This window comes from Saccharopolyspora gloriosae (assembly GCF_014203325.1).
In the GTDB taxonomy this organism is placed as follows: Bacteria; Actinomycetota; Actinomycetes; order Mycobacteriales; family Pseudonocardiaceae; genus Saccharopolyspora_C; species Saccharopolyspora_C gloriosae.
Genome location: NZ_JACHIV010000001.1, coordinates 972083 through 996153, shown reverse-complemented (window position 1 = coordinate 996153; position 24071 = coordinate 972083). Strand labels below are relative to the sequence as shown.

The window sequence follows — 24071 nt, the reverse complement described above, 5'->3', positions numbered from 1 at the left end:
GCGGAGCCACTCGGGAAAAAGATCCCGCAGCGAGAAGAACGCTGAGGTTCCGCCACCCGGACACCAACGCAGCGCGACCGAGACTTCACCCGTGATCAGCGGTGTCCGGGGCGTAGCCGCCGATGAAGTCGACGACCTCCGGTAGCGCGAACCGGTAGTAGCGGCTGTTGTGGCCGCCGGGGGTCTTCACCGACGCCACTTCGGGCTTGGCCTTCCGCACGAACTTGCGCGTCCCGCTGATGAACCTGTCCCGCGTGCCGCACCACACCCCCAGCGGCACGTCCTCCAGCGCGGCGATGTGGCGCATGGGGTCGATCGCGCTCCACTCGGCCTCGTCGAGGAACGCGCGCCGACGCGCCATCTCCGGCCAGCTGGTGATCAGCGCGGGCGACACCACCGCGGTCGCGTTGACCGGGCTGTCGAGCTCGTTGCGGCGGCGGGTGTAGAGCAGCGCCCCGAAACCGCCCATCGAGATGCCCGCCACGGCGAACGGCTGGCCGTCCCGCCCGCCGAGTCCGCGCTCCCCCAGCCAGCGGGGCACCTCGTCCAGCAACATCCACATCGGATCGTCCCCGGACCGCTGGTGCCAGTAGCTGTTGCCGCCGCCGTCGACGGCGAGGATCGCGAACGGCGGCACCTTGCCCGCCTTCACCGACGAGCTCAACCAGGCGGGCACCCCACCGGAGGACCTGCGAGCGTCACCGAACCGGCCGTGCAGCAGCAGGCACACGGGCAGCCCGGCGCGGGGCACTCCGCTCGGGTACATCGTGACCAGGTCCACTTCGCGGTTGCGCGCCTGCGAGTGCACGGTCTCGACCGACACGTTGGTCTGCTTCGCCAGTGGCACGGGTTGCGGCGGCATCACCGCGCCCCCGGAGTCGCTGCTCAGCCCCAGCCCCAGCGCACCTGCTCCGACCAGGCCGGAAGTGAGCAAGGTCCGCCTGTCGGGCATCGGGACTTTCCGCGGCTCCCCGCGCTGCATGGCACCTCCGCTTCGTTCTCCCCGAACCGTTCATCGTGCCAATGGCCACCGGCGCTACCGGAAGCCCCCTGCACCACGGAGAGCTCACCACCCCGAACCAGGAATCCCGGGTGGACCGTCTTGTGATCGCGCGACCTGTGAGCGCTCCGGCCCGGTGGCCGCCGCCGGTCCGCGGTGGACCGGTCAGCCGACGCCCTCCGGCACCGGCGACCAACCCGCCGCGCGCGGCGCGGAGCCGAACCGGTCCGCCACCGGCACCGAGCCGTACAGCACCCAGCGCAGCAGCGCGGGCCACGGCCCGTAACCCGCGGCCGTGTCCAGCCCTCGGCCGTCGGCGAGCACGTCGAGTTCGACCCGCAACCGGTGAAACAGCGCGTGCGCCGCGCGCACCGATGACGCCGGGTCGTCGGCTCCGACGACCATCCGGGTCGGGCCGCCCGCTTCGCGCAGCGCCGGCGCGTCCGGTTCACCCGGCACGTCCGCCCGCGTTCCCGGCGTCCGCGCCTGGGCGTCCGGCGCGACCAGCAGCACCCGATCGGCCCGGCGGACTCCTTCGGCCGCCGACCGCCGCGCCCCCAGGGTAGCCGCGTGCCGCAGCCACGACGCGGCACCGCCGCGGTGCGCGACGACCGCGAGTTCCGCTTCCGGGGGTGTGCGGGCCAGCCGCACCCGCAGCGCGGCGATCGGGTCGTGCGATTCCGCGGCGGGCGGGCAGGTGGTCACGACCGCGCCCGCATCGGGCAGCCGCGCCGCCAGCCACTGCTGCCAGTGCCACGGACCGGTCCTCGAATCGCCCGGCACCAGCAGCACGTGCAGCTCGCTCATCGGGCCACTCCCTGGGCATGCTCGAATCGGACGACTCTCCGATGAGCATGATCATGCATGGCCGCGGACACCGCTGGGGAATGCGCGGATCGCGCGCCTGCGGCTCACCCGCTTGCGGGACACCCGGACGTTTCCCGCGAGCACGAACCCGCGCCACTCCGCCTGAACTCGAGCCTGCGAAGAGAACTGCCGCCGCCCCACGAGGGGGACGGCGGCAGCGTTGCCATCAGGCGGACTTCTCGCGGCGCTCCCGCCGGGTGTTCTGCCTGGCCACGATCGTCGGGTTGACGTTCTCCCGCACCGTCTGCTCGGTGATGACGACCTTCGCGACGTCGGTGCGGCTGGGGATGTCGTACATCACCGGCAGCAGCACCTCCTCCAAGATCGCACGCAGGCCGCGCGCGCCCGTGCCGCGCAGGATCGCCTGGTCGGCGACCGCCTCCAGCGCCGTGCGGGTGAACTCCAGCTCGACGTTGTCCATCTCGAACAGGCGCTTGTACTGCTTGATCAGCGCGTTGCGCGGCTCGGTGAGGATCTGCACCAGCGACGGCTTGTCCAGGTTCGTCACGCTGGCCACCGTGGGCAGCCGGCCGATGAACTCGGGGATCAGGCCGAACTTGATGAGGTCCTCGGGCAGCACCTCGGAGAACCGGTCCGCGGAGTTCGCCTCCTCCTTCGAGCGCAGCTGCGCGCCGAAGCCGACGCTGGCCTTGCCGACCCGGTCCTCGACGATCTTCTCCAGCCCGGCGAACGCGCCGGCCACGATGAACAGCACGTTCGTCGTGTCGATCTGGATGAACTCCTGGTGGGGGTGCTTGCGACCGCCCTGCGGCGGCACGCTCGCCGTCGTCCCCTCCAGGATCTTCAGCAGCGCCTGCTGCACGCCCTCACCGGAGACGTCGCGGGTGATCGACGGGTTCTCGCTCTTGCGGGCGATCTTGTCGACCTCGTCGATGTAGATGATGCCCGTCTCGGCGCGCTTGACGTCGTAGTCGGCCGCCTGGATGAGCTTGAGCAGGATGTTCTCGACGTCCTCGCCGACGTAGCCCGCCTCGGTCAGCGCGGTGGCGTCGGCGATCGCGAACGGCACGTTGAGCATCTTCGCCAACGTCTGCGCCAGGTAGGTCTTCCCACAACCGGTGGGGCCCAGCATCAGGATGTTCGACTTCGCGAGCTCGACGTTCTCCTCGCGGCTGTCGCGCGTGCGCTCACCCATCTGGATGCGCTTGTAGTGGTTGTAGACCGCTACCGACAGGTTGCGCTTCGCCGGGTCCTGCCCGATGACGTACTGGTCCAGGAACTCGTGGATCTCCGTCGGCTTCGGCAGCTCGTCGAGCTTGACCTCACCGGCTTCGGCCAGTTCCTCTTCGATGATCTCGTTGCAGAGATCGATGCACTCATCGCAGATGTACACGCCGGGGCCGGCGATGAGTTTTTTCACCTGCTTCTGGCTCTTCCCGCAGAAGGAGCACTTCAGCAGGTCGCCGCCGTCACCGATACGTGCCATGACCGCTGACCCCGTCCCCTCCGGCACGCCGTCCGGTGACGTGCCTGACCGTATGTGCTCGTACCGACGGTACCTGCCGCTCCCCGAATTCGGGGAGACTCGCAGACTCCGCTACCTGCCAGTCTCCGGCATGCACCGGGCGCGGTGGTCGCCGAGGCCACCGTCCGGCGTGTCGCGACCGCCCGGCGTGCCGCCCCGCACAGCATCCCATTCTCCGGAACGCTCCCGCGACGGCCTGCCACCAATCCCGTTGCCCAGATCGAGTTCCGCACCCGCCGGCGCCGCCGGTCGCCGACGCCCTGCCCGCGGCGAAGCCGCTGAGCAGTGACCGTCCGCGCGACCGGGACCTTCGCGGGTGCTCAGCCGCCTTCTCGCGAGGACGGCGACCTCCCCGGTGGCGGAGCCACTCGGGACGTCGGCCCCGCGGCGAGAAGGCGGCTGAGGTTCCGCTGCCCGGTCACCAGTGCAGAACAAGATCGAAGCAGGTCAGGACTGGGCGGAGAGCTTGCGGTAGGGCAGGACCTCGTCGACGATCCCGTACTCCTGGGCCTGCTGGGCGGTCAGGATCTTGTCGCGCTCCACGTCCTGGCGGACCTGGTCCTTCTCCTTGCCGGTGTGCGTGGCGAGGGTGGACTCCATCAGGTCCCGCATCCGCTGCACCTCGTTGGCCTGGATCTCCAAGTCGGAGACCTGGCCGTAGATGCCCTCGGTCGACGGCTGGTGGATCAGGATCCGCGAGTTCGGCAGCGCGAGCCGCTTGCCCTTGGTGCCCGCCGCCAGGATGACGGCCGCGGCCGACGCCGCCTGGCCCAGGCAGATCGTGCGCACGTCCGGGCGGACGTACTGGATGGTGTCGTAGATGGCCATCAGGGCCGTGAACGAACCACCCGGCGAGTTGATGTAGATCTGGATCTCGCGATCCGGATCGTCGGACTCCAGGAACAGCAGCTGCGCCATCACGTCGTTGGCCGACGCGTCGTCGACCTGGACGCCGAGGAAGACGATGCGCTCCTCGAACAGCTTGTTGTACGGGTTCGACTCCTTCACCCCGTACGCGGTGCGCTCGACGAAGGAGGGCAGCACGTACCGGGACTGCGGAAGCTGGAATGAGCTCACGACAGGTGACTCCTCGTTACTAGGTCCGGGCGCGCGGTCAGCTGGGCAGGTTGGCTGCGGTGGCGACGTGGTCCACGAAGCCGTAGTCGCGGGCCTCCTCGGCGGTGAACCAGCGGTCCCGGTCGGAGTCGGCCGTGATCTTCTCCACGGTCTGCCCGGTCTGCGCCGCGATCAGCTCCGCCATCTCCCGCTTGTGCTTGGAGAACACCTCGGCCTGGATCGCGATGTCGGAGGCCGTACCACCCAGGCCCGCCGACGGCTGGTGCATCATGATCCGCGCGTGCGGCAGCGTGAAGCGCTTGCCCCGCGCACCGGCGGAGAGCAGGAACTGGCCCATCGACGCCGCGAAGCCCATCGCGACGGTGGCCACGTCCGGCTTGATCAGCTGCATGGTGTCGTAGATCGCCATGCCCGCGGTGACCGAACCGCCCGGCGAGTTGATGTAGAGCGAGATGTCCCGCTCCGGGTCCTCGGCCGCCAGCAGGAGCAGCTGCGAGCAGATCTGGTTGGCCATGGTGTCCTCGACCTGAGAGCCGAGGACGATGATCCGCTCCCGCAGCAAGCGCTCGTAAACCGAGTCGTTGAGCGAGAGCCCGTTCGTCGACCGCATGTGCGGCGTCGTGTCCGACGCCGGAACAGTCAGGTGCTGCGTCACGTCTCCCCTGCCTTCTTCCACGATGAGGGCTTCCACAATGGACCCGGCCACACCGTTCGCCGGCCGCCGGACCGCTGGGAATGCCTTGGCTTGTTCCGTTTCCGGTGATCCGCTTGCAACCGACCCTAACGAACGTGGGCGGCACCAGCTTCCCGGTACCGCCCACGTTCGCTCAGAGCTTGTGCATTGCTCTCGCCGCTCGCGGATTCCTTCTGCTCACAGCGAAATCACCGCGAAAGAGTCGTCACTCCGACTTCGCGGCCGCGGTGGAACCCGCGGTCTCGTCGGAGGACTCGGCCTGCTCGACCTCGCCCTGCACGACCTCCGGAGCACCGTCGTCGTCCTGCGAGCCGAACAGCTCGTCCAGGTCGAGCTCGCTGCCGGAGCCGTCGACCACAGTGGCCTGCCGCACGACCGAGAACAGCGCCTTGCTGCGCCGCACGTCGGCGTAGATCGCGCCGAGCTGGCCCGACTGCTGCGCCTGCTGGACGTACTGGTCCGGGCTGACGCCGAAGCGCTGGGCCTGGTAGATGATCCGCTCGGTGAGCTCGTTGTCAGAGACCGACACGTTCTCGGCGTCGGCGATCGTGTCCAGCACCAGCTGGGTGCGGACCGCCTTCTCCGCCTCCTCGCGGGTCTCCGCGTCGAACTGCTCGCGGGTCTGGCCCTGCGACTCCAGCCACTCGGCGAACTTGGCCTCGTCGTGGTCGAACGGGTGGATCGCGTCGTGCTCGCGCACCTCGACCTCGGACGCCACCACGTTCTCCGGCAGCGGGACCTCGACGGTCTCCAGCAGCGCTTCGAGGACCTTGTCCCGCGCCTGCATGCCCTGCTGCATCCGCTTGACGCGGGCCAGGCGCTCCCGCAGGTCGGCGAGCAGTTCCTCGGCGGTGTCGAACTCGCTGGCCATCTGGGCGAACTCGTCGTCCGCCTCCGGCAGGTGCCGCTCCTTGACGGTGTCCAGCGTGACGGTCACCTCGGCGTCGCGGTCCGCGTACTCGCCGGCCACCAGCTTGGTGGTGAAGGTGTTGGTGTCACCCGCGGACGCACCGATCAGCGCGTCGTCGATGCCCTCGATGAGCTGGCCGGACCCGATCTCGTAGGACAGGCCGCTGGTGCGCGCTTCCTCGACGTCCTCGCCGTCGACCGTGGCCGACAGGTCGATGCTGACGAAGTCGCCCTGCTCGGCCGGGCGCTCGACACCGGTCAGCGTGCCGAAGCGGGCGCGCAGCTCGTCGAGCTGCTCCTGCACCTCGTCCTCGGTCGTCTCGACGTCGTCCACCGACACGGACAGCTCACCGAACGCCGGAACGGTGATCTCCGGGCGCACATCGACCTCGGCGGTGAACTCGATCTGGTCCCCGTCCTCGATCTTGGTGACCTCGATCTCCGGACGCCCGAGGGTGCGGACCTCGGTGCCGTTGATGGCCTCCATGTACTTGGCCGGAACCGCCTCGTTGACGACCTCGTCGAGCACGGGACCGCGGCCGATGCGGCTCTCCAGCACGCGGGCGGGAACCTTGCCCGGCCGGAAGCCCGGAATGCGGACCTGGTTGGCGAGTGCCTTGTACGCGCGGTCGAAGTTCGGCTTGAGCTCGTCGAACGGCACCTCGACGTTGATCCGTACGCGCGTCGGGCTCAGGTGCTCGACGGTGCTCTTCACGTGGTCTCCTAGTGCGAACGTGCTTCGGACCCCGGCGGTGCCGGCGGGAGCGCGACCCCACATCGGGTGCACTCCGGCGACGCCGGGCTGACCTCCGAGTCTATTGCCCAGGCGAGACCGAGGCCGGGCCGGGGGTTGCCTCAGCGCGCCCCGCGGGCCGAGAAGACCGCCTCACCGACCACGTCACCCGCACCGCCCACCGCCGGCACGGCCGCCGAGCCCAGCGGTGTCGGAATCACCGCCGTCCCGATCCCCACCGTCGGCGGGACGATCTGCCTGCCGGGTCCGTCGACGAACAGCGACACCCCGATCAGCAGCACCACCGCGAGCATCAACAGCACCCCCACCAGCAAGGCGGGGAGCCGGACGCGTCGCGCGACCCTCGACACAGCAACGTGAACGTGCACGCCCACGAAATCGACCGGCCGCTGCCGGCCGTTACCGAATGCCGAACGGATCACCCGCAGGAATCACGTTGCGTGATCTCCGTCGCCCGCGGCCGGAACGCAAAAAGGAGGCGCGGCCGCACGACCACGCCTCCCGGAGGACCGTCGGGGTGGCGGGATTTGAACCCACGACCCCTCGCACCCAAAGCGAGTGCGCTACCAAACTGCGCCACACCCCGTCCCACCTGCAACGCACCCCGACCGCACGGGTGCGTTGCGGAGAGCCTATCGCGACCGGTTAAGCTAGAGCACGCAAGGTCGGAAACACCCCGGCGATCACCGTCGAAGACATCGAACTCGATGCCTTTCGGTGCACCATCGAGGAACGTCCTGACCAGGCATGCGGGCGTAGCTCAATGGTAGAGCCCCAGTCTTCCAAACTGGCTACGCGGGTTCGATTCCCGTCGCCCGCTCCGAGCACTACCGGCAAGCGCGGCGCCCATTCCCGAACTCGGGAGGGGCGCCGTTTCGCATTCGCGCCGACCAACGAGTGTTTCGCCCGGACTCGCCGCCGAACGTCTCGTGCAGGACGACGGCGCGGGCGGCCGATCGAGCGGGATCACCCCGGACGACCCGGCGTCGGACTCCGCTCATCGCCGTGGTCACAGCACGGCCAGGAGCATCGCGGTCATCGCCGCGGCCATCACCGCGTGCGGGAAGGAAGCCACCCGCAGCGCCGTGCGGTCTCGGCCGGCCGGAGGCGCGAGGCCGGCCGGGAACAACCGGGCCGGCGGCCCCACGACGGCGACGACGACCGTGGCGACGAGATCGACGGCGAACCAGGCCGCGAGCAGGACGACGACCACGGACACGGCTCCGCCGGGAGCCCCGTCGTGCCCGTGGTCGTGCCCCGGGGAGTGGCCGACGAGCACCGCCAGGCCCATGGCGGCGAAGGCGATCAGGTGGTTGGTGAGTCCGGCCCGGCGCCCCGGCCCCGCGGGCGGCCGGGCCAGGGCTACGCCGATGCCGAGCATCCCGGCCACCACGACGGCGAGGACCCACGACCGTGCCGTCGATCCCCACAGCGACGTGAACATCACGGCCATGGCCAGGTTCATCACCAGGTGCGCCGCGTCGGCCTCCCGGGTGGTCCAGACGGTGTCGATCCGCCGCCCCGCGATGAGGCGGACCGCTCCGACCGCGGCGGCGGCGACCAGCACGACGACGAGCGCCGCGCCCGGCGCTCCCATTGGGTACATGGGCCGAGCATAGTTGACACGGCACCGTTTCAACATCAGGCTGTCGAAGTTCCCCGGACGACGAGGAGGACCGTGATGGCGTGCTGCGTCGCTCTGGCCCTGGTGGTCGCTCACGTGCGTGAGCTGTGGTTCCGGCTGCGCCCTTCGGCGGCGCCGCCGCCGACCCCCTTCGCGCCCCCGGCTCGCCGCCCCATGCCCCGCCTGCAGACCGGAGGAAGCCGATGAGCGCGCCGATTCCCGCCGGAGAGCCCGCGGCGACGCGGGACGGAGACCGGGCCGTCACCGTGCTGCTGCCCGACGTGCCCGCGTTCGGCCCGGTGACGGCGCGACGAATGCGACGGGCGCTGGCGGCCTACGCCGTGGTGTGGCTGGCCGGATCTCTGCCGGGGTGGCTCGGCGCCGGGCCTGCGGCGGTCGCCTTCGGCCACGGGCTGGCCCTGCCGGGTGGGGGTTTCCTGCTCGACGGGTCGTTCGCGGCGGCGGCGCTGACCGCCGTCGCGTTCGTGCTGTCCCTGGCGCTGTGGTGGTACGCGGGGCCGGTCGTGCTGCCGCCGCTGGTGTGGGTGGCGGGCGCGGCGGTCGCGGCGCTCACGGTCTCGTCGCGGGAGGTCGCCGGTGCGGCGGCATACCTGGTACCGGCCCTGCCGGTGGCCGCGCTGGCGCTCTCGCTCGCCGCGCACCTCGTGCGGCATCGTGGCCGGCACCGGCGACGGTCGGTGCTGAACGCCGAACTCGCGCGGACGTCGTTCGTCGTCAGCGGCCCGCCCGACCTCGAATCGGGCCCGCCGGTGCGGGAGAGCTCCCCGGAGGATCTGGCGCACTTGCGCTACGCGCTCGACGTCGCCCTGCAGCCGCTCGACAGGTTCGACGGGTTCATCGTCCTGGAGCAGTACCGCGAGGGCGCGCTCCGGTACCAGCTGACCTCGCTCGGCACCGGCCTGGCGATGTCGCAGTACACCCGCACCCCCGCCTTCTCCGGCTACCTGGCCGAGGCCCAGCGCAACGCGATCGAGAAGATGCTCGACCGCCGCGTGTGGGGTTACTGGCGGACGGAGAACCTCTGGGGCAACCTCTCGACGACGCGCGACCCGCTGGCCACCGACGAGAACATCATGCTGACCGGCTGGCACGGCACGATGCTCGGCTTCTACGCGCTGCTCAACGACCTGCGCTACGCGGAACCGGGCGCGCTCACCTATCGCTGGTCCGCCGACGAGGCGTACCCGTACGACCACCACGCCGTCGCGCGGCAGATCCACGACGGCATGCGCCGGTCGGACTACGCGCTCATCCCCTGCGAGCCGAACTGGGTCTACACCGTCTGCAACGCCTTCGGGATCAACGCGATGCTCGGCCACGATCGCGCCCACGGGACGGACCACGTCGAGGACCTGCGCGAACGGCTCCGGCATTCCTACGAGCACGAGTTCTTGCGACCCGACGGCCGCATCGTGGGCGTCCGCGCTCGCCACCTGGGGCTGTCGTGGAACTTCTGGTCGGGCACGGCGGTGCAGCTCAACACCGTCTACTGGATGCACGCGGCCTTCCCCGACCTCGCGCAGCGGGCGTGGTGGCTGCTGCGGCGCAACGAGCTCACCCTGCGCGACGGGGTCCCCGCCCTGCCTCCCCGTGCGTCGAACCGGGTGGACGTCGGCTCCTACCGGCTCGGCCGGGACACCTTCGCCCAGGTCGCGATCACGATGGCGGCCCGCGAGATCGGCGACGGCGAGATGGCCGACGCGGCCGCCGCGCTGCTGGCGGAACGGGAGCCGGTCGAGGAGCGCAGCGGTTCCCGCCGCTTCGCCGACGCGTCGCCGATGGTCAACTTCTACGCGGTCCTCGGCCGGTTCGGCAGGCAGCACGCGCTGCGGGACCTGCTCGGCCACGGAGGAGTCCCGCAGGCGTGGCGCACCGGACCGCGGCTGGCCGAGGCCGCCTACCCGGACGTGCTCGTCGCCCGGGCGGTGACCGACGGTCGTGCGCTCGACCTCGTCCTCCGCCCGGGAGCGGGCCCGGTCCGGACGGCGCTCGCGGTGGACCGGCTCGTGCCGGGTTCGGCGTACCGGGTCGCGGGCGCGTGCGCGGACGAGGTCATCGCCGACGCGCGGGGCCGGGCCGTGGTCGAGGTCGACCTGGACGGTCGTCGCGAGCTGCGGCTCTACCCGTCCTGATCGCGTCCGGCGCCATCGGGCCGTAGCGGGGCGCACGCCGCGACGCCGATCAGGACGAGCTGGTCGACGAGCGCGTCGTCGCCGATGTCCAGGTCGTCGCGCAGGCGCCGCTCGACGAGCTCGGTGACCCCCGCGACGAGGACCAGCAGGGTGGTCGCCGGGTCCTGGGCTCCGCCGCCGGGCCCGGCCAGCTCGTCGGACAGGACCGCGACGAACCCGTCGAGCGCGGCGTTGCGGCGCCCCCGCAGGGCCGGGTGCGCATGCGCCTCTGCCCACAACCGCGACCACCCCCGGTCCGCGGACAGCGTCGAGAGCACGGCGCGCACCGCTGCGCGCACCCGCAGCTCGAACGCCGAGGGGGCGGCGCTGAGGGCCTCGGCGAGTGCCGCGCCCAGGGACGACACCGCTTCGTCGAACAGCGCCACCAGCAGGGCGTCCCTGCCGTCGAAGCTCTCGTAGAAGTAGCGCTTCGTGAGCTCCGCCCGGCGGCACACCGCGTCGACGGAGACGCCGGCGGTGCCGTTCTCGGCGATCTGGTCGCGCCCCGCGGCGAGCAGGCGCGCACGGCGTGCGGCGGTCCGGTCCGCGGCGCTGACGCCGCGGTGCGGTCGGGTCACGGTGCGGGACATGACCTCATCTTGACACGAGGCCGTGTCGGATAGCATCGTGAAGTTGACACGAGTCCGTGTCAACAATGCGTCGAGGACGGAGACCGCTCGATGAAGAGTGCACCGGGCCCGGCCCGAACACCACGACGGAGCTGGCGGATCGGCGGCCTGGAGCGGCGGCGCATCGCCCGGCTCGACCCGGTCGCGGACCACACCGAGATCACCCGGTCCAGCCTGCAGACGTTGCACGGCGACCGGCGCCTGGTCCTCGCCCTGTTCACGGTGGCGTTCATGAAGCAGGTCGCCGTACCGACGATGGCCCGGATCCTGTGGCGCCGCGGCACCGGCGACATCGTCCGGAACACGGCGCTGCGCAACGACGACACCATCGTCTTCTTCGGCCGCTTCCTCGACTTCGGGCCGGACTCGCCGGAGGGCATCGCCTGGATCGAGCGGATGAACGAGATCCACGCCCACTTCCCGATCCGCAACGACGACGCGCTCTACACGCTGAGCACCCTGGCCCTCGACCCCGCGAACATCGCCGCCGCCCTGGGCGCGCGGCCCTTCTCACCGACCGAGCTCGAGGCGCACTGGCGGTTCTGGCGCGCGGTCGCCGAGCGGCAACGCCTCCACGACATCCCCGTCACCCGCGAGGACATGCGGGCCTGGGCACTCGACTACGAGCGTCGCGAATTCGCGCCGAGCGCGGCCGGCCGGGCGGTCTCCGACGCCCTGGCCGAGGACTTCACCGCCCGGGTCCTGCCCGCCCGCCTCCGGCCGTTCGGGCGCGAGGCCCTGTCCGCGATCAGCCCCGCGAACCTGCGGGAAACCCACGGACTGCCTCGTCCTCGGCCCGCGGTCCGGCTGGCGGTGCGGACCGCGAGCCGCGCCTACCTCGACGGCGTCGTCCTGCGCCCCGTGCCGCTGCACCGGTCCTTGGCGCGGACCTTCGGGACCAGCCGCACCGACACCGGCGACCCGGCGGTGGTCGGGTACCGCCACGACGGCCGGTGAGCGGGCTCGGCGGCGCACTGCTCCGAACAGCGCCTAGGCGAGGGCTCCTAGTACTCCCAGGGCGGTTTTGATGGGGTCCAGGACCAAGGGGGCGTTGTCGGGGCGGGTGGTCGTGTCGACGGCTGAGCAGCCGTTGATCACTGCTGTGACGCCTGCTCGGCCCGCTCGTTCCAACGGTGCGCGCATCGCGTCCGACCAGCGGGCCGGGTCGGTGATGTCGTCGACCGTCAGGTCCAGGACCGCCACCTCGTGGAACGAGCCCTCCCAGCCGTAGTCGGCGATGCGCCGGTGGAGTTCCGCCGCGATGGCCTCGTTGCGGGTGACCGCGGCGATGCGGTGGCCCGCGGCGACGGCGGCGCCGACCGTGAGCCGGAGCAGGCCCAGGGCCGGACGGCCGCCGATCGTGCCGCCGTCGGCGGGGACCGCCGGGTCGAGGACGCAGTCCGGGAGGACGGCGTCGCACTCGGGTGCCGCGGCCAAGGCCTCGGCGACCAGCTCCGTCGAGCGGTGCACGTGCTGTTCGGTGTTGAGTGCGCGCGGGCCGTGCGGGGGCAGGTCGGACAGCACCACGCGCACCCCCGCCGGGGACAGCGCGTCGTAGCGGGCCTGGCGCCGGGCGACCTCCTGCGGTCCGACGACGATCGGTGTGACGGCCTGGACGAGCATGGCGTTCCTCCTCATCGGGCGTGGGTGAGCGCGCCGAGCGCGCGCAGGTCCGCCGCGGCGTCGGCCGCGTCCGGCAGCACCGCGCAGCGCTCCCGGACCCCGGCCACCACGTCGGTGTCGCCGAGCAGGTCGCCGAGGACGCGGACGCGGTCGTCGGCGCTGAACGGGTGGTGCGCGGCGTCGCCGATCGGGTTCGGCGCCTCCGCGACGATGCGTCCGTCCGATGTGGACACCGTGAGCCGGACCGGTCGCTCGGCGGGCAGCCGGGCGTCGAGGTCCGGGGCCGCCCGGACGGTCACGCGGCGGGCCAGCGCCGCCGTGGCGGGGTCGGCGAGCGCGTCCGCCGCGAACTCGGCCGGACCGACCCGCCCGCGGCGCAGCGCGGTCGCGACCACGTACGGCAGCGAGAACCGGGCTGCCAGCGGAGTCGGCCAGTCCGTCCGGGCGAGCCCGGCCCCGAGCGAGTGGATCTCGACGAGCACCTGATCCGGATCGGGCCCGACCTGCTGCCGCAAGGACAGCGCGACGTCGATGGCGGCGTGGGTGAACGAGCACGAGGAGTGCTGCTTGAAGTAGCCGCCGAGCACCTCCCAGCGCCGCCCCTGCTCGGCGCCGAGCACCGCCGGGTCGAGCTCGCCGAGCAGGTCGCCGAGCGCGTCCGCGGCGACACCCGTGAGGTGCCCGCCACCGGAAGCGGCGAGCCGGGCCGCGACCAGGCCGGACTGGTTGGCGGCGCCGACCCACGCGTCCCGGACCGGGTTGCCGTCGAGCGCGGCGGAGAACGGCCCGGCGACGGGGAGCCCGCCGCCCGCGTCGATCGCGACGGCGGTCTCCGCCGGGCCCAGTCCCAGCAGCCGGGCGCAGCCCGCCGCCGCGCCGGTGACGCCCCAATTGCCGTGCGGGTGCGTGCCCGGCCGCAGCCGGGTGGCCCGGCCGAACCGGGCGGCGACCTCGTAGGCGGCGAGCAGCGCGGCGCACAGCTCGGCGCCGCTCGCGCCCCGCCGCGCGGCCAGCGCGAGCACGGCGGGGAAGCCGTGCGCGGCCGGATGTCCCGCGGCGAGCCGGTGACCGTCGTCGAGTTCGAGGCGCACCGCGGCGATCGCGTTCAGCCAGGCCGCGGCGTCGACCGAGGTGGTGCGGCCCGTCCCGAACAGCGGTGCCGGGCCCTCCGGCGGATCCCAGGCGGTGACCAGCGCCCGCTGCTCGGGCGCCCGCGACCCGAGCGCGGTGACCGCGACGGAGTCGACGAGCACGGTCAGCAGCCGCTCTCGGACCTCGGCGGGGACCTCCGGCCAGCGCAGCTCGGAGACCCACCGGCCGAGCCCGCCGACGGCGGACCGGACCGCGTCGGCGCGCTCGGACCCGCTCATGCCCGCTCGCCCGCGGCGGCGTTCGCGGGTGCCGCGGCGGGAGCGGGTTCGCGCGGGACCAGCAGCATCAGCAGCGCACCCGCGACGGCCAGCCCGGCCATCACGACGAAGCCGCTGGTGAAGCTGCCGGTACCGGCGACGATGAAGCCCATCACCGACGGGGCGACGATGCCGGAGGAGGCGAAGGCCGCGTCGGCGAAGCCCGCCGCGCTGCCCGGCTGGTCGGGGGCCGCGTCGATCGCGGCGACCCACCAGATCCCGCCGGTGATGAACCCGAAGCCGACGCCGAGCGAGATGGAGATCAGCGCGACGGTGAGCGTCGGGGCGATCGCCAGCGGGATCAGCGAGCACCCGGCCAGCAGCAGCGCCACGCCCATCACGGCGAACCGGGTGCGGATGCGCGGGGTGCGCCGGTACACGCGGTCCACGACGTACCCGCCGACCAGCGCGCCGACGATGCCGCAGGCCCAGGGCGCGATGGAGAACGAACCGGCCTCCTCGACGGAGAGCCCGTAGGCGTTCGACAGGAACGACGGCAGCCAGTACATGAAGCCCCAGAACATGAAGCCCCACGCGAAGTAGCCACCCGCGACGACCCACAGGTTCCGGTTGGTCAGCAGCGGGCGCCACCGGACCGAGGACCGGCCCGACGCGGAGTCCGACTCCTGCCCCTCCGCGATGAGCGCGCGCTCGGCGTCGTTGACCCGAGAGGACTCCTCCGGCAGGTCGCGCAGCAGCACCACGGCGAACATCGCCCACACCACGCCGATCAGCGCCAAGGTCCAGAACATCCCGCGCCAGCCGACGAGATCGGTCAGCCAGGTCAGCAGCGGCCCCGAGATCAGCAGGCTGCCGGAGACCGCGACCCCGCCGCACAGCGCGAGCGCGACGCCGCGTTCGCGGACCGGCAGCCACCGGCTCACCGTGCGGGTCGCGGCGGGGAAAGCGGGCGACTCGCCGATCCCCAGCAGCAGCCGAATGACCAGCAGCCCGGCGAACGATCCGGCGACCGGGATGAGGGCGGTGGTCACCGAGAACAGCGCGATCGCGGTGAGCAGCACCCGGCGGGTCCCGTACCGGTCCACCAGCGGCCCCGACACGAACGCGGCGACCATGTAGCCGATGGAGAAGACGGAGCTGATGATCCCGTACTGCGCGGTGGTGATCCCGAACGCCTGCTCCAGCGGTTCCACCGCGTAGGAGACCGCGCTGCGGTCGATGTAGTTGATGATGATGAGGCCGACCACCAGCCCCAGCGTCACGAAGCGAAACCGTGTGCTCATGCGCGTAATCCCTTGATTCCGATGGGGAATCGTTCGCTCCGTTCGTTCGGAGCGGACGAGACGTCGTTGTCCTGTCGGGGTTCGATCGACCGCTCAGCCGGTGGGGGCGAGCGCGTCCTGGACGCCGGCCATCACCTCGCCGACCGCGCGGTCGTCGCGCAGGTCCCACACCGAGGTGACGATGCCGGCGGCCCGGTCCGGCCCGACGGCCCGTTCCGCGTTGCCGGTGAACTTCGCCGCCAGCTCCTCGGACGACAGCGGGCGCCGCGGTCCGCCGCGGTTCTCGGTGATCCGCTCGGTCACCGAAGTCCCGTCGGCGAGCTCGGCGGTGAGCACGGCGGGGAACTGGCGCGGGAATCCGGCCGTGGCCTGCTCGTCGGCGACGACCCGGACCCGTCCGGCCAGCTCCAACCGGCGGGGGTCGGCCGCGGCGGCGTCGGTGAAGTCCTCGTGGAACACGCCGAGCCCGCCACCGCCGATCAGCGCGGCGGCCACGGTGTAGGGGCCGGAGAACGCCGCGTGGTAGCCGGAACGCGGATGCCGCTTCTCCTCGGCGGGTTCGGCGATGGTGCGCAGGACCGGGGCGGGCACCCCGAGCACCAGCTCGCGGACCTGCTCGGGGGTCACGCCCCGCTCGCGCAGCCGGAGGGCGGCGTCGATGCCCGCGTGGGTGAAGTGGTTGCAGGGGTAGGGCTTGAAGAACACGCCCGGCGTCTCCCACTGCTCGCCGAGCCCGTCGGTGACCCGCTCCGGGTGCACCCGCTCGCCACAGAAGGCGCGCAGGAAGCCGAACCTGCCTTCGATCACGGTCGGCGGGCCGGTGAGCCCGTGGCGCGCCAGGTCGGCGGCGGCCACCCCGGAGTGCGCGGCCCAGCCGCAGTGCACCCGCTTGATGGTGCCGCCGGTGCGGTTCGCCTCGATCACCCCGGCGCCCATGCTCGCGGCGATGCCGACCGCGGAGGCCAGCCGGTCCGCGTCGAGGCCCTGGACCATGCCGGAGGCCACGGCGGCGCCGATCGCGCCGCAGATCGCCGTGGCGTGCTGCCCGTGCTCGAAGAAGACCGAGTTGCCCAGGTCCTCGTCGTAGCCCGCCATGCCGAGCCGGCAGGTGACCTCGATGCCCATCGCGGTCGCGGCCAGCAGCGCCCGGCCACCGGCACCGGTGCGCTCCGCCGTGGCGAGCGCGGCCGGGACGACCGAGGCCGAGGGGTGCAGCACCGACGGCAGGTGGGTGTCGTCGAAGTCGAGGCTGTGCGCCAAGGTTCCGTTGACCAGCGCGGCCGACGGGGCGGGCACCCGGTCCGGCAGTCCGATCGCGGTCGCCGCAGGGGCGCCGCCCCACTCGGCGACCACCGCCCCGGCGATGCGGGCGGGTTCCTCGCGGGTGGCGGCGAGCGAGTTCCCGAGGACGTCGACGATCCGGCGGACCACGTCCTCGGCCAACGCGTCGTCGACGCCGTCGGCCGCCAGCCGGGCCCCGACCTCGCCGATCCGCTGCGCGGGAGTGCTCATGCCGGCACCACCGCCAGCGGGCGGACCGGGGCGCCGGTGCCGCCGACGATGCGCAGCGGGGCGAACACGGCGAGGAATTCGCCGAGCTCGGCCTCCGCGGCGTCCTCCAGGGCGAGGTGCTCGACGATGTGGATGCCGTGCTCCACCAGCAGCACCCGGTGCACCGGCAGCACCCGGTGCCCGGCCCCGGCGGGGATCTGCTCGTAGGCGGTGGTGTCGGTGCCGGTGGCGACGATGCCGCGTTCGACGAGCCACTGGGCGCCGTCGACGGTCATGCCGGGCACGCCGGTCTCCTTGCCGACGTAGGCGGTCGCGTCGGAGAACAGCCGCCCCCACCCGGTCCGCACCACTGCGACGTCGCCCGGTCCGGGCTCGGCGCCGACCCGCTGCGCCGCCCGCGCCAGGTCGTCGGCGGTGATGCCGTAGCCGGGTTCCAGCACGTCCACGCCGTGCAGCGCGGCCACGTCGAGGAACACGCCGCGGGTGACCATCGGCGGGATCGTCTCCGCGCCGTGCACGGTGTGCTTGCCGCCGCGCTGGGATTCGGCCGCGTCGGCACCGCCGTGCAGCCGCCCCTCGTGGCTGACGTGGGCGAGCGCGTCGACGTGGGTGCCGGTGTGGCCGCCGGTGACGATGACCTCGTTGGACGCGGACCCGCCGTCGGGGCGCACCGCGTCGCCGTGGCGGCGTTCGAGGGTCATCCGGAAACCGGGGTGGTTCGGCGAACCGGCCATCCCGGTGTAGAGCGGGTGCCCGAGCTCGATGGTCCGGGTCCCGGCGCGCACGGCGCCGAGCAGTCCGTCGGTGGCGCTCACGAGTTCTCCTTCCCGGCCGTCGCACGGGCCGGTTCGTGGTGGTCGGGGGCGTGCTGGTCCAGCGCGTCGGCGAGGTCGGCCACCCAGCGGGCGCCCGCGACGACAGCCGGGTCGACGAAGCGGCCGTCGGCGTCGACCCAGGCGGCGTCGCCGTCCGCGGCGTCGACGGAGGCGAGCAGGGCGCGCGCCCGCTCGACCTCCGCGGCGTCGGGGGTGAAGGCCGCGTGCACCGGGGCGATCTGCCGGGGGTGGATCACCGACCGGCCGAAGAACCCGGCGTCGCGCAGGGCGGTGCTGTCGGCGGCGAGCCCGGCGGTGTCGGCGAGCTCGGTCCAGACGCTGGCGACGGGGCTGGGCAGCCCGGCCGCGCGGTTCGCGGTGACGAGCCGCGCTCGGGCCCAGCCGAGCTCGGCGCGGTCGCGGACCCGCAGGTCGGCGGCCAGGTCGGTCTCGCCCGGCGAGATCCCGGCCACGAGCGGGTGGCTCTCGGCCAGGTCGAAGGCCCGGCGCAGCCCGCAGGCGCTCTCCACCAGCAGGTGCAGCGCCAGCCCGGTGCGTTCGGCGAGCTCGGCGACCGCGTCCGGGTCCTGCGCTTTGGGGACCCGCAGCCCGGCGATGCCGGTGCCCGCCAGCGCGGCGGCGTCCTCGTCGGACCACGGCGTCCCGGCTGCGTTGATCCGCACCCAGATCCGGGCGTCCCGAGCGGCGGTGGCCACGGCGACTTCGCGGGCGCGCGCCTTGTCGGCGGGCGGGACCGCGTCCTCCAGGTCGAGGACGACGGCGTCTGCGGGCCCGGCGAGGGCCTTGGCGACCAGGTCGTCGCGGTGGGCGGGCACGTAGAGCCAGCTCCGCGCCCACCCGAGGGCGCTCACACGACCCCCTGCTCGCGCAGCCGGTCCAGCTCACCGGCGTCGACGCCGAGATCGCCGAGGACTTCCGCGGTGTGCGCGCCGAGGCGCGGTCCGGTGGTGCGGACCGAGCCGGGGGTCTCGGACAGCCGGAACGGGGTGTTCTGGAAGCGGACCGGGCCCAGTTCCTCGTCGTCGATCGTCACGATGCTGCCGAGCGCGTTGAAGTGCGGGTCGGCGAGCACGTCGGCCGCGGTGTAGATCGGGGCGACCGCGGCCTGGGCCTCCTCGAAGGCCGCGACGACCTCGTCCCGGTCGCGGGCGGCGATCCAGGAACCGACGGCCGCGTCGAGTTCCTCGACGTGCTCGGCGCGGCCCGCGCCGCTGGCGAACCACGGTTCGTCGATCAGTTCCGGGGCGCCGACCAGCCGCATCACCCGCTCGGCGATGGACTGGGCGCTGGTGGACACGGCGACCCAGCGCCCGTCGGAGCACTGGTAGGTGTTGCGCGGCGCGTTGTTCGACGACCGGTTCCCGGTGCGCGGCTGCAGCACGCCGAGCTGGTCGTAGGCGATGAGGCCCGGCCCGAGCAGGTGCAGCAGCGGCTCGATGATCGCGGTGTCGAGCACCTGGCCGCGGCCGGTGTCCTCGCGGGCCCGCAGCGCGGTGAGGATGCCGAACGCGGTCGTCAACGCGGCGACGCCGTCGGCGAGGCCGAACGGCGGCAGCGTCGGCGGGCCGTCGGGCTCACCGGTCATGGCGGCGAACCCGCTCATGGCTTCGGCTAGGGTGCCGAACCCGGGGCGGGACGAGTACGGGCCCTTCTGCCCGAACCCGGTGACCCGCGCAAGCACGAGCCGCGGGTTGCGCGCGGAGAGCTCCTCCCAGCCCAGGCCCCAGCGCTCCAGGGTGCCGGGGCGGAAGTTCTCGATCACCACGTCCGCGTCGGCCGCGAGGTCGAGGAACAGCTCCCGGCCGCGCGGGGTGGACAGCACCAGGGTGATCGCCCGCTTGTTGCGGGCCAGCATCTTCCACCAGAGCCCGACGCCGTCCTTCTGCGCGCCGTGCGTGCGGGCTGGGTCGCCGCGCGGGTGCTCGATCTTGATGACGTCGGCGCCGTGGTCGGCCAGCAGCGTGGCCGCCAGCGGACCGGCGAACAGGGTGGAGGCGTCGAGGACCTTCAGGCCTCGCAGGGCCCCGGGCTGGTCGTGGCTCATCGTGTCCTTCCACTGCTGGTCGGGCGGGCTCGATCGGGCGCGATCCCGCCGAGCCGGGCGGTGAGGCGGTCGGCGATCTCGATCACTTCGGGGGCGGTGGCGGCGACGAAGTCGCCGGTGACGCGGAATCGGGGGCCGCACACCGACACCGCTCCGACGAGGCCGCCGGGACCGAACACCGGCACGGCGACCGAGCCGGCGTCGCTCTGGCGCTCACCCGCGGAGGCCGCGTAGCCGAGCTCGCGGATGCGGTCCAGTTCCAGGCGCAGCGCGTCCGGGTCGGTGGGGGTGGAAGAGGTGAGCGCGGCGAGCTCACCGGCGAGCAGCCGGTCCACCTCGTCGGCGGCGGAGTAGGCGAGCATGCACTTGCCGGACGAGCCGGCGTGCAGCGGATACGCGCGGCCGAGCTCGACGGACATGGTGATCTCGTGGGTGCCGACGGCCTGGTCGAGGTAGATCCGACCGCCGTGCACCTTCGAGCTCACGGTGACGGTCTCGTGCAGCCGGTCGCGCAGTTCGGTGAGCAACGGCAGCGCGGTCGTGCGCAGGTCGGACTCCCGCAGCGCGCGGCTGCCGAGCGCCGCGGCGGCCGGGCCCAGCCGGTATTCGCGGGTCTCCGGGTCGTAGGCGATGAGGTCCCGCGAGCCGAGCGATTTCAGGATGCGGTGCACCACGGCCTTGGAGAGGTCGAGCTCGCGGGAAACCCGGCTCACGCCGAGCGTGGGCGGTCCCGCGGCGAACAGCAGCAGCACGTCCGCCACCCGCTCGGTGGCTCCGGTGCCCCCGGTCATCTCCGCCACGTCATCCCTTTCGATTCGGACTATTCGCGTACCGCTTACCGGAACGAGATTGAGCGGTACACCCTTGCGATGTCAAGAAGTTTCGCCTCGCTTCTTGCGTATCGCCAGGCCAAGTGCTCTTATCGAGATGCCAGTCACGCTCGTGTTCGTACCGCTGAGCGGAACGAATGACCGAGCTGGCAGTGAGGAGAAACGATGACGATCGATGTCGATCTCGTGGTCGCCGGAGCGGGCGGCGGGCTGATCGCCGCGATCCGGGCGGCGCAGCTGGGACTCGACGTGCTGGTGGTCGACGCCGACGAGAACTTCCGCCGCGGCAACAACACCTCGATGTCCACCGCGATGGTTCCGGGCCCCGGATCGCGCTTCCAGACCGCCGCCGGAGTCACCGACTCGCCGCGGCTGTTCCTGGACGACGTCGCGCGCAAGACCGGGGGCACCGCCGACCAGCGGATCGCCGCCGCGCTGGCGCACGTCGGCGCGGAACTCGTCGAGTGGCTGGCCGACGACGTCGGCGTGCCGATCGAACTGCCGACCGACTTCAGCTACCCCGGCCACTCGGTGCCGCGGGTGCACAGCATCCCCGGCCGCCACGGATCGGCGCTGCTGGGACACCTGCTCGACGCCGCCGACCGCAGCGACCGGATCGACCTGCTCGTCCCGGCCAGGCTGGTCGCGGTCGAGCCGGGCCCGGACGGCGGCCGGACCGCCGTGCTGGAGAACCCGGCCGGGGAGCGCGAGGAGATCACCGCCCGCGCGGTGCTGCTGGCCACCAACGGCTACGGCGCCGACATCGGGCTGGTCGCCGAGCACCTGCCGGAGATCGCCGGAATCCACTACCACGGCGGCGAGCACTCCCGCGGCGACGCGATCCGGATCGGCACGGCGCTCGGCGCCGCCACCGGGTACCTCGACGCCTACCAGGGCCACGCCGCCCTGTCCGCCGCCGCGCACACCCTCGTGACCTGGACCGCCGTGATGCACGGCGCCGCGGTCGTCGACTCCGGCGGAACCCGGTTCGGCGACGAGACGGCCGGATACTCCGAATACGCGGCGGTGCTCGCCGGACGTCCCGGCGGGCGCGGCTGGATGGTCTTCGACTCGCGGATCGACGGGCTGTGCCGCGCGTTCGGCGACTACCAGGACGTGCTGTCGGCGGGGGCCGTGCGCACCGCGGACGACCCGGCGGAACTCGCCCGGCTGATCGGGGTTCCGGCCGCGGCGCTGGAATCGGAGATCGGTGCGCTGGCCGACGTCGCCGCGGGCACCCGGGCCGACCGGTTCGGCCGCGGCACGGCCGCCGAGCTGCGCGCCCCGCTGCACGCCGTGGAGATCGTCCCCGCGCTGTTCCACACCCAGGGCGGGCTGCTCGTCGACGAGCACGCCCGCGTGCTCGACACCGCCGGGGAACCCGTCCCCGGCCTCTACGCCTCCGGCGGCGCCGCCGCCGGGATCTCCGGTCACGGCGCGGCCGGCTACCTCGCGGGCAACGGCCTGCTCCCCGCGCTGGGCCTCGCCTACCTGGCCGCCGGGCACCTCGCCCGCTCGGCCGACCCCACCCGCAACCTCACCCCGGAAGGTGCCTGATGACCCGACCCGACCTGATCGTCCGCGACGTCCGCGTCGTCCGCCCCGGCGGCGGCGAGCCGTTCCCCGCCGACATCGCGATCACCGACGGCGTCGTCTCCGAGGTCGGGCCGGGCCTGCCGGTGCCGGAGGGCACCGAGGTCCACGAAGGCCGCGGCAGGCTCGCCTTCCCCGGAGTCGTCGACGCCCACCAGCACTGGGGCATCTACAACCCGCTGTCGGACGACACCGCCACCGAGAGCCGGGCCTGCGCCCAGGGCGGCGTGACGACCTCGCTCACCTACATGCGGACCGGGCAGTACTACCTGAACCGGGGCGGCCCGTACTCCGAGGTCTTCCCGGAGGTGCTGGCCTCCTCCGAGGGTCGCTCGTACGTGGACTACGCCTTCCACCTCGCCCCGATGCAGTCCTCGCACATCGACGAGATCCCCGCGCTGGTCCGGGACCACGGCGTCACTTCGTTCAAGATCTTCATGTTCTACGGCAGCCACGGGCTGCACGGCCGCTCCACCGACCAGAGCGACTTCCTGATGATCCCGGAGGGCGAGCGCTACGACATCGCCCACTTCGAGTTCGTGATGCGCGGGATCCAGGCCGCCCGCGAGGCGAACCCGGACATCGCCGACCAGATCTCGCTGTCCCTGCACTGCGAGACCGCGGAGATCATGACCGCCTACACCCGCCTGGTCGAGGAGGAGGGCACCCTCTCCGGCCTGGAGGCCTACAGCGCGTCGCGCCCGCCGCACTCGGAGGGCCTGGCGGTGACCATCGCCTCCTACCTCGCCCACGAGACGGGCCTGCCCACCATCAACCTGCTGCACCTGTCGTCGGCGAAGGCGATGGAGGCCGCGATGGTGATGGCGAAGGCGTTCCCGCACGTCGACTTCCGCCGCGAGGTGACGATCGGGCACCTGCTGACCGATGTGACCACCGCGGACGGCGTCGGCGGCAAGGTCAACCCGCCGCTGCGCCCGCGCGCCGACGTCGAGGCGCTCTGGGAGCACCTGCTCGCCGGAGACGTCAGCTGGGTCGTGTCCGACCACGCCTGCTGCAAGGAGGAGAAGAAGTTCGGCGACGACCCCTCCGACGTGTTCGCCGCGAAGTCCGGCTTCGGCGGGGCCGAGTACCTGCTGCCCGGCCTCGTCGGCGAGGGACGCAGGCGCGGGCTGCCGATGTCGACGGTCGCCGAGCTCGTCTCGACGAACCCGGCCCGGCGCCTCGGCCTGCCGACCAAGGGCGACATCGCGGCGGGCTTCGACGCCGACATCGTCCTGGTCGACCCGGACCGCTCCTTCGTCGTGGACCCGGCGGCCTCGGAATCCACCCAGGAGTACACCCCGTTCCGCGGGGCGGAGATCGGCGCCACGGTCGAGACCACGTTCCTGCGCGGCAAGCGGATCTTCGACGGCGGCGAAGTGCTGGGCGAGCCCGCGGGGCGCTACCTGCACCGCCCGACGGGCCGCTGAGCCGGGGTCCCGCGGTCGCGCCACCGCGGGACGCCCGTTCGTGCGGTCGACGTGCGCGAGGGGAGAGCGGGCCTTCGAACCCGGGCCGCTCTCCCCTCGCGCATCTCCGGCTCCGCTCCCCGCGTCCGCGGGTTTCGCCGCCGCGCACCACGCCGAACCGGTGGACCGGGCGTGCCCGGAGGAGTCCGCCTTGCACGGTTCGCCGTGGCGTGAGCAACGCCACTTCGTGGCATGTCCGCTGGTGGGCGTCGCGGGGTCGCGCAAATCCGTGGCCCGCCGTCGGTGGCGTGGCCCATGCTGGCGGGTGGGGCGGAGGAC

At 72.7% G+C, this 24071-nt stretch carries 21 protein-coding genes and 2 tRNA genes; 5 read left to right on the top strand and 18 right to left on the bottom strand.

Annotated elements, in window-relative coordinates; translation table 11 throughout:
- Window positions 1-85: 85 nt before the first annotated feature.
- The 8 genes from BJ969_RS04695 to BJ969_RS04660 form a co-directional block, all read right to left on the bottom strand.
- Window positions 86-952 carry an alpha/beta hydrolase gene (locus BJ969_RS04695; RefSeq protein ID WP_246456678.1) on the bottom strand — a complete coding sequence of 289 codons (867 nt, stop codon included), beginning with the start codon at window positions 950-952 and terminating at the stop codon, window positions 86-88.
- Between the two features lie 213 nt (window positions 953-1165).
- Window positions 1166-1807 carry an RBBP9/YdeN family alpha/beta hydrolase gene (locus tag BJ969_RS04690; protein ID WP_184477637.1) on the bottom strand — a complete coding sequence of 214 codons (642 nt, stop codon included), beginning with the start codon at window positions 1805-1807 and terminating at the stop codon, window positions 1166-1168.
- 226 nt (window positions 1808-2033) lie between these two features.
- The gene (clpX, locus tag BJ969_RS04685) at window positions 2034-3314 is read right to left on the bottom strand and encodes an ATP-dependent Clp protease ATP-binding subunit ClpX (RefSeq protein WP_184477635.1); all 1281 of its coding nucleotides are present in this window, start codon (window positions 3312-3314) and stop codon (window positions 2034-2036) included.
- A 486-nt stretch (window positions 3315-3800) separates the two neighbouring features.
- Window positions 3801-4430 (bottom strand): ATP-dependent Clp protease proteolytic subunit, encoded by a 630-nt coding sequence (locus BJ969_RS04680; protein ID WP_184477633.1) that lies wholly within the window; start codon window positions 4428-4430, stop codon window positions 3801-3803.
- 37 nt (window positions 4431-4467) lie between these two features.
- A complete protein-coding gene (locus BJ969_RS04675) occupies window positions 4468-5040 on the bottom strand; it encodes an ATP-dependent Clp protease proteolytic subunit (protein ID WP_184477631.1) in 573 nt (190 codons plus the stop codon).
- Window positions 5041-5329: 289 nt separating this feature from the next.
- The gene (tig, locus tag BJ969_RS04670) at window positions 5330-6748 is read right to left on the bottom strand and encodes a trigger factor (RefSeq protein ID WP_184477629.1); all 1419 of its coding nucleotides are present in this window, start codon (window positions 6746-6748) and stop codon (window positions 5330-5332) included.
- Between the two features lie 140 nt (window positions 6749-6888).
- Entirely contained in the window at window positions 6889-7080 is a 192-nt protein-coding gene (locus BJ969_RS04665; RefSeq protein ID WP_184477627.1) for a hypothetical protein, read from the bottom strand.
- A gap of 219 nt (window positions 7081-7299) precedes the next feature.
- A tRNA-Pro gene (locus BJ969_RS04660) sits at window positions 7300-7373 on the bottom strand.
- Window positions 7374-7536: 163 nt separating this feature from the next.
- Between BJ969_RS04660 and BJ969_RS04655 the strand changes: the two genes are divergently transcribed.
- Window positions 7537-7607 (top strand) — tRNA-Gly (locus tag BJ969_RS04655).
- 189 nt (window positions 7608-7796) lie between these two features.
- Here the strand turns inward: BJ969_RS04655 and BJ969_RS04650 are convergent.
- The gene (locus BJ969_RS04650) at window positions 7797-8393 is read right to left on the bottom strand and encodes a DUF5134 domain-containing protein (RefSeq protein ID WP_184477625.1); all 597 of its coding nucleotides are present in this window, start codon (window positions 8391-8393) and stop codon (window positions 7797-7799) included.
- Between the two features lie 221 nt (window positions 8394-8614).
- On the opposite strand from BJ969_RS04650, the gene BJ969_RS04645 reads away from it, so the two are divergent.
- The gene (locus tag BJ969_RS04645) at window positions 8615-10564 is read left to right on the top strand and encodes a linalool dehydratase/isomerase domain-containing protein (RefSeq protein ID WP_184477623.1); all 1950 of its coding nucleotides are present in this window, start codon (window positions 8615-8617) and stop codon (window positions 10562-10564) included.
- Here BJ969_RS04645 and BJ969_RS04640 read toward each other — a convergent pair.
- The gene (locus tag BJ969_RS04640; protein ID WP_184477621.1) at window positions 10552-11193 is read right to left on the bottom strand and encodes a TetR/AcrR family transcriptional regulator; all 642 of its coding nucleotides are present in this window, start codon (window positions 11191-11193) and stop codon (window positions 10552-10554) included. The two genes, BJ969_RS04645 and BJ969_RS04640, sit on opposite strands and share 13 nt — an antisense overlap.
- A 90-nt stretch (window positions 11194-11283) precedes the next feature.
- On the opposite strand from BJ969_RS04640, the gene BJ969_RS04635 reads away from it, so the two are divergent.
- A complete protein-coding gene (locus BJ969_RS04635; RefSeq protein WP_184477619.1) occupies window positions 11284-12189 on the top strand; it encodes an oxygenase MpaB family protein in 906 nt (301 codons plus the stop codon).
- Between the two features lie 33 nt (window positions 12190-12222).
- Here BJ969_RS04635 and BJ969_RS04630 read toward each other — a convergent pair whose 3' ends face one another.
- The 8 genes from BJ969_RS04630 to BJ969_RS04595 all read right to left on the bottom strand — a co-directional run bounded on the left by BJ969_RS04630 (window position 12223) and on the right by BJ969_RS04595 (window position 20691).
- Window positions 12223-12855, bottom strand: a complete 633-nt coding sequence (locus BJ969_RS04630) for an aspartate/glutamate racemase family protein (protein WP_184477617.1) — start codon at window positions 12853-12855, stop codon at window positions 12223-12225.
- A gap of 11 nt (window positions 12856-12866) precedes the next feature.
- Window positions 12867-14225, bottom strand: coding sequence for an MmgE/PrpD family protein (locus BJ969_RS04625; RefSeq protein ID WP_184477615.1), 1359 nt, complete (start codon window positions 14223-14225; stop codon window positions 12867-12869).
- A complete protein-coding gene (locus tag BJ969_RS04620; protein ID WP_184477613.1) occupies window positions 14222-15508 on the bottom strand; it encodes an MFS transporter in 1287 nt (428 codons plus the stop codon). Before BJ969_RS04620 ends, BJ969_RS04625 begins: the two co-directional genes overlap by 4 nt.
- Window positions 15509-15601: 93 nt before the next feature.
- Window positions 15602-17020, bottom strand: coding sequence for an MmgE/PrpD family protein (locus BJ969_RS04615; protein WP_184477611.1), 1419 nt, complete (start codon window positions 17018-17020; stop codon window positions 15602-15604).
- Window positions 17017-17835 (bottom strand): cyclase family protein, encoded by an 819-nt coding sequence (locus BJ969_RS04610; RefSeq protein ID WP_343071227.1) that lies wholly within the window; start codon window positions 17833-17835, stop codon window positions 17017-17019. The genes BJ969_RS04615 and BJ969_RS04610 overlap by 4 nt, the downstream gene beginning before the upstream one ends.
- Window positions 17832-18707: an aldolase/citrate lyase family protein gene (locus BJ969_RS04605; protein ID WP_184477609.1), complete on the bottom strand. Its 876-nt coding sequence runs from the start codon at window positions 18705-18707 to the stop codon at window positions 17832-17834. Before BJ969_RS04605 ends, BJ969_RS04610 begins: the two co-directional genes overlap by 4 nt.
- Window positions 18704-19900, bottom strand: coding sequence for a CaiB/BaiF CoA transferase family protein (locus BJ969_RS04600; protein ID WP_184477607.1), 1197 nt, complete (start codon window positions 19898-19900; stop codon window positions 18704-18706). Before BJ969_RS04600 ends, BJ969_RS04605 begins: the two co-directional genes overlap by 4 nt.
- Window positions 19897-20691, bottom strand: coding sequence for an IclR family transcriptional regulator (locus tag BJ969_RS04595; RefSeq protein WP_184477605.1), 795 nt, complete (start codon window positions 20689-20691; stop codon window positions 19897-19899). Before BJ969_RS04595 ends, BJ969_RS04600 begins: the two co-directional genes overlap by 4 nt.
- 204 nt (window positions 20692-20895) lie before the next feature.
- Here BJ969_RS04595 and BJ969_RS04590 point away from each other — a divergent pair, with 204 nt between their 5' ends.
- Together BJ969_RS04590 and BJ969_RS04585 are read left to right on the top strand one after the other, a co-directional pair.
- The gene (locus tag BJ969_RS04590) at window positions 20896-22287 is read left to right on the top strand and encodes an FAD-dependent oxidoreductase (RefSeq protein ID WP_184477603.1); all 1392 of its coding nucleotides are present in this window, start codon (window positions 20896-20898) and stop codon (window positions 22285-22287) included.
- Window positions 22287-23753: a dihydroorotase gene (locus BJ969_RS04585; RefSeq protein WP_184477601.1), complete on the top strand. Its 1467-nt coding sequence runs from the start codon at window positions 22287-22289 to the stop codon at window positions 23751-23753. Before BJ969_RS04590 ends, BJ969_RS04585 begins: the two co-directional genes overlap by 1 nt.
- Window positions 23754-24071 lie beyond the last annotated feature (318 nt).

Excerpts from the sequence above, each read along its gene's own strand:
- BJ969_RS04695 (WP_246456678.1), bottom strand. The coding sequence starts at position 952 with ATGCCCGACAGGCGGACCTTGCTCACTTCCGGCCTGGTCGGAGCAGGT.
- BJ969_RS04690 (WP_184477637.1), bottom strand. The coding sequence starts at position 1,807 with ATGAGCGAGCTGCACGTGCTGCTGGTGCCGGGCGATTCGAGGACCGGT.
- clpX (WP_184477635.1), bottom strand. The coding sequence starts at position 3,314 with ATGGCACGTATCGGTGACGGCGGCGACCTGCTGAAGTGCTCCTTCTGC.
- BJ969_RS04675 (WP_184477631.1), bottom strand. The coding sequence starts at position 5,040 with ATGCGGTCGACGAACGGGCTCTCGCTCAACGACTCGGTTTACGAGCGC.
- BJ969_RS04665 (WP_184477627.1), bottom strand. The coding sequence starts at position 7,080 with ATGCTCGCGGTGGTGCTGCTGATCGGGGTGTCGCTGTTCGTCGACGGA.
- BJ969_RS04650 (WP_184477625.1), bottom strand. The coding sequence starts at position 8,393 with ATGTACCCAATGGGAGCGCCGGGCGCGGCGCTCGTCGTCGTGCTGGTC.
- BJ969_RS04645 (WP_184477623.1), top strand. The coding sequence starts at position 8,615 with ATGAGCGCGCCGATTCCCGCCGGAGAGCCCGCGGCGACGCGGGACGGA.
- BJ969_RS04640 (WP_184477621.1), bottom strand. The coding sequence starts at position 11,193 with ATGTCCCGCACCGTGACCCGACCGCACCGCGGCGTCAGCGCCGCGGAC.
- BJ969_RS04635 (WP_184477619.1), top strand. The coding sequence starts at position 11,284 with ATGAAGAGTGCACCGGGCCCGGCCCGAACACCACGACGGAGCTGGCGG.
- BJ969_RS04630 (WP_184477617.1), bottom strand. The coding sequence starts at position 12,855 with ATGCTCGTCCAGGCCGTCACACCGATCGTCGTCGGACCGCAGGAGGTC.
- BJ969_RS04625 (WP_184477615.1), bottom strand. The coding sequence starts at position 14,225 with ATGAGCGGGTCCGAGCGCGCCGACGCGGTCCGGTCCGCCGTCGGCGGG.
- BJ969_RS04620 (WP_184477613.1), bottom strand. The coding sequence starts at position 15,508 with ATGAGCACACGGTTTCGCTTCGTGACGCTGGGGCTGGTGGTCGGCCTC.
- BJ969_RS04615 (WP_184477611.1), bottom strand. The coding sequence starts at position 17,020 with ATGAGCACTCCCGCGCAGCGGATCGGCGAGGTCGGGGCCCGGCTGGCG.
- BJ969_RS04600 (WP_184477607.1), bottom strand. The coding sequence starts at position 19,900 with ATGAGCCACGACCAGCCCGGGGCCCTGCGAGGCCTGAAGGTCCTCGAC.
- BJ969_RS04595 (WP_184477605.1), bottom strand. The coding sequence starts at position 20,691 with ATGACCGGGGGCACCGGAGCCACCGAGCGGGTGGCGGACGTGCTGCTG.
- BJ969_RS04590 (WP_184477603.1), top strand. The coding sequence starts at position 20,896 with ATGACGATCGATGTCGATCTCGTGGTCGCCGGAGCGGGCGGCGGGCTG.
- BJ969_RS04585 (WP_184477601.1), top strand. The coding sequence starts at position 22,287 with ATGACCCGACCCGACCTGATCGTCCGCGACGTCCGCGTCGTCCGCCCC.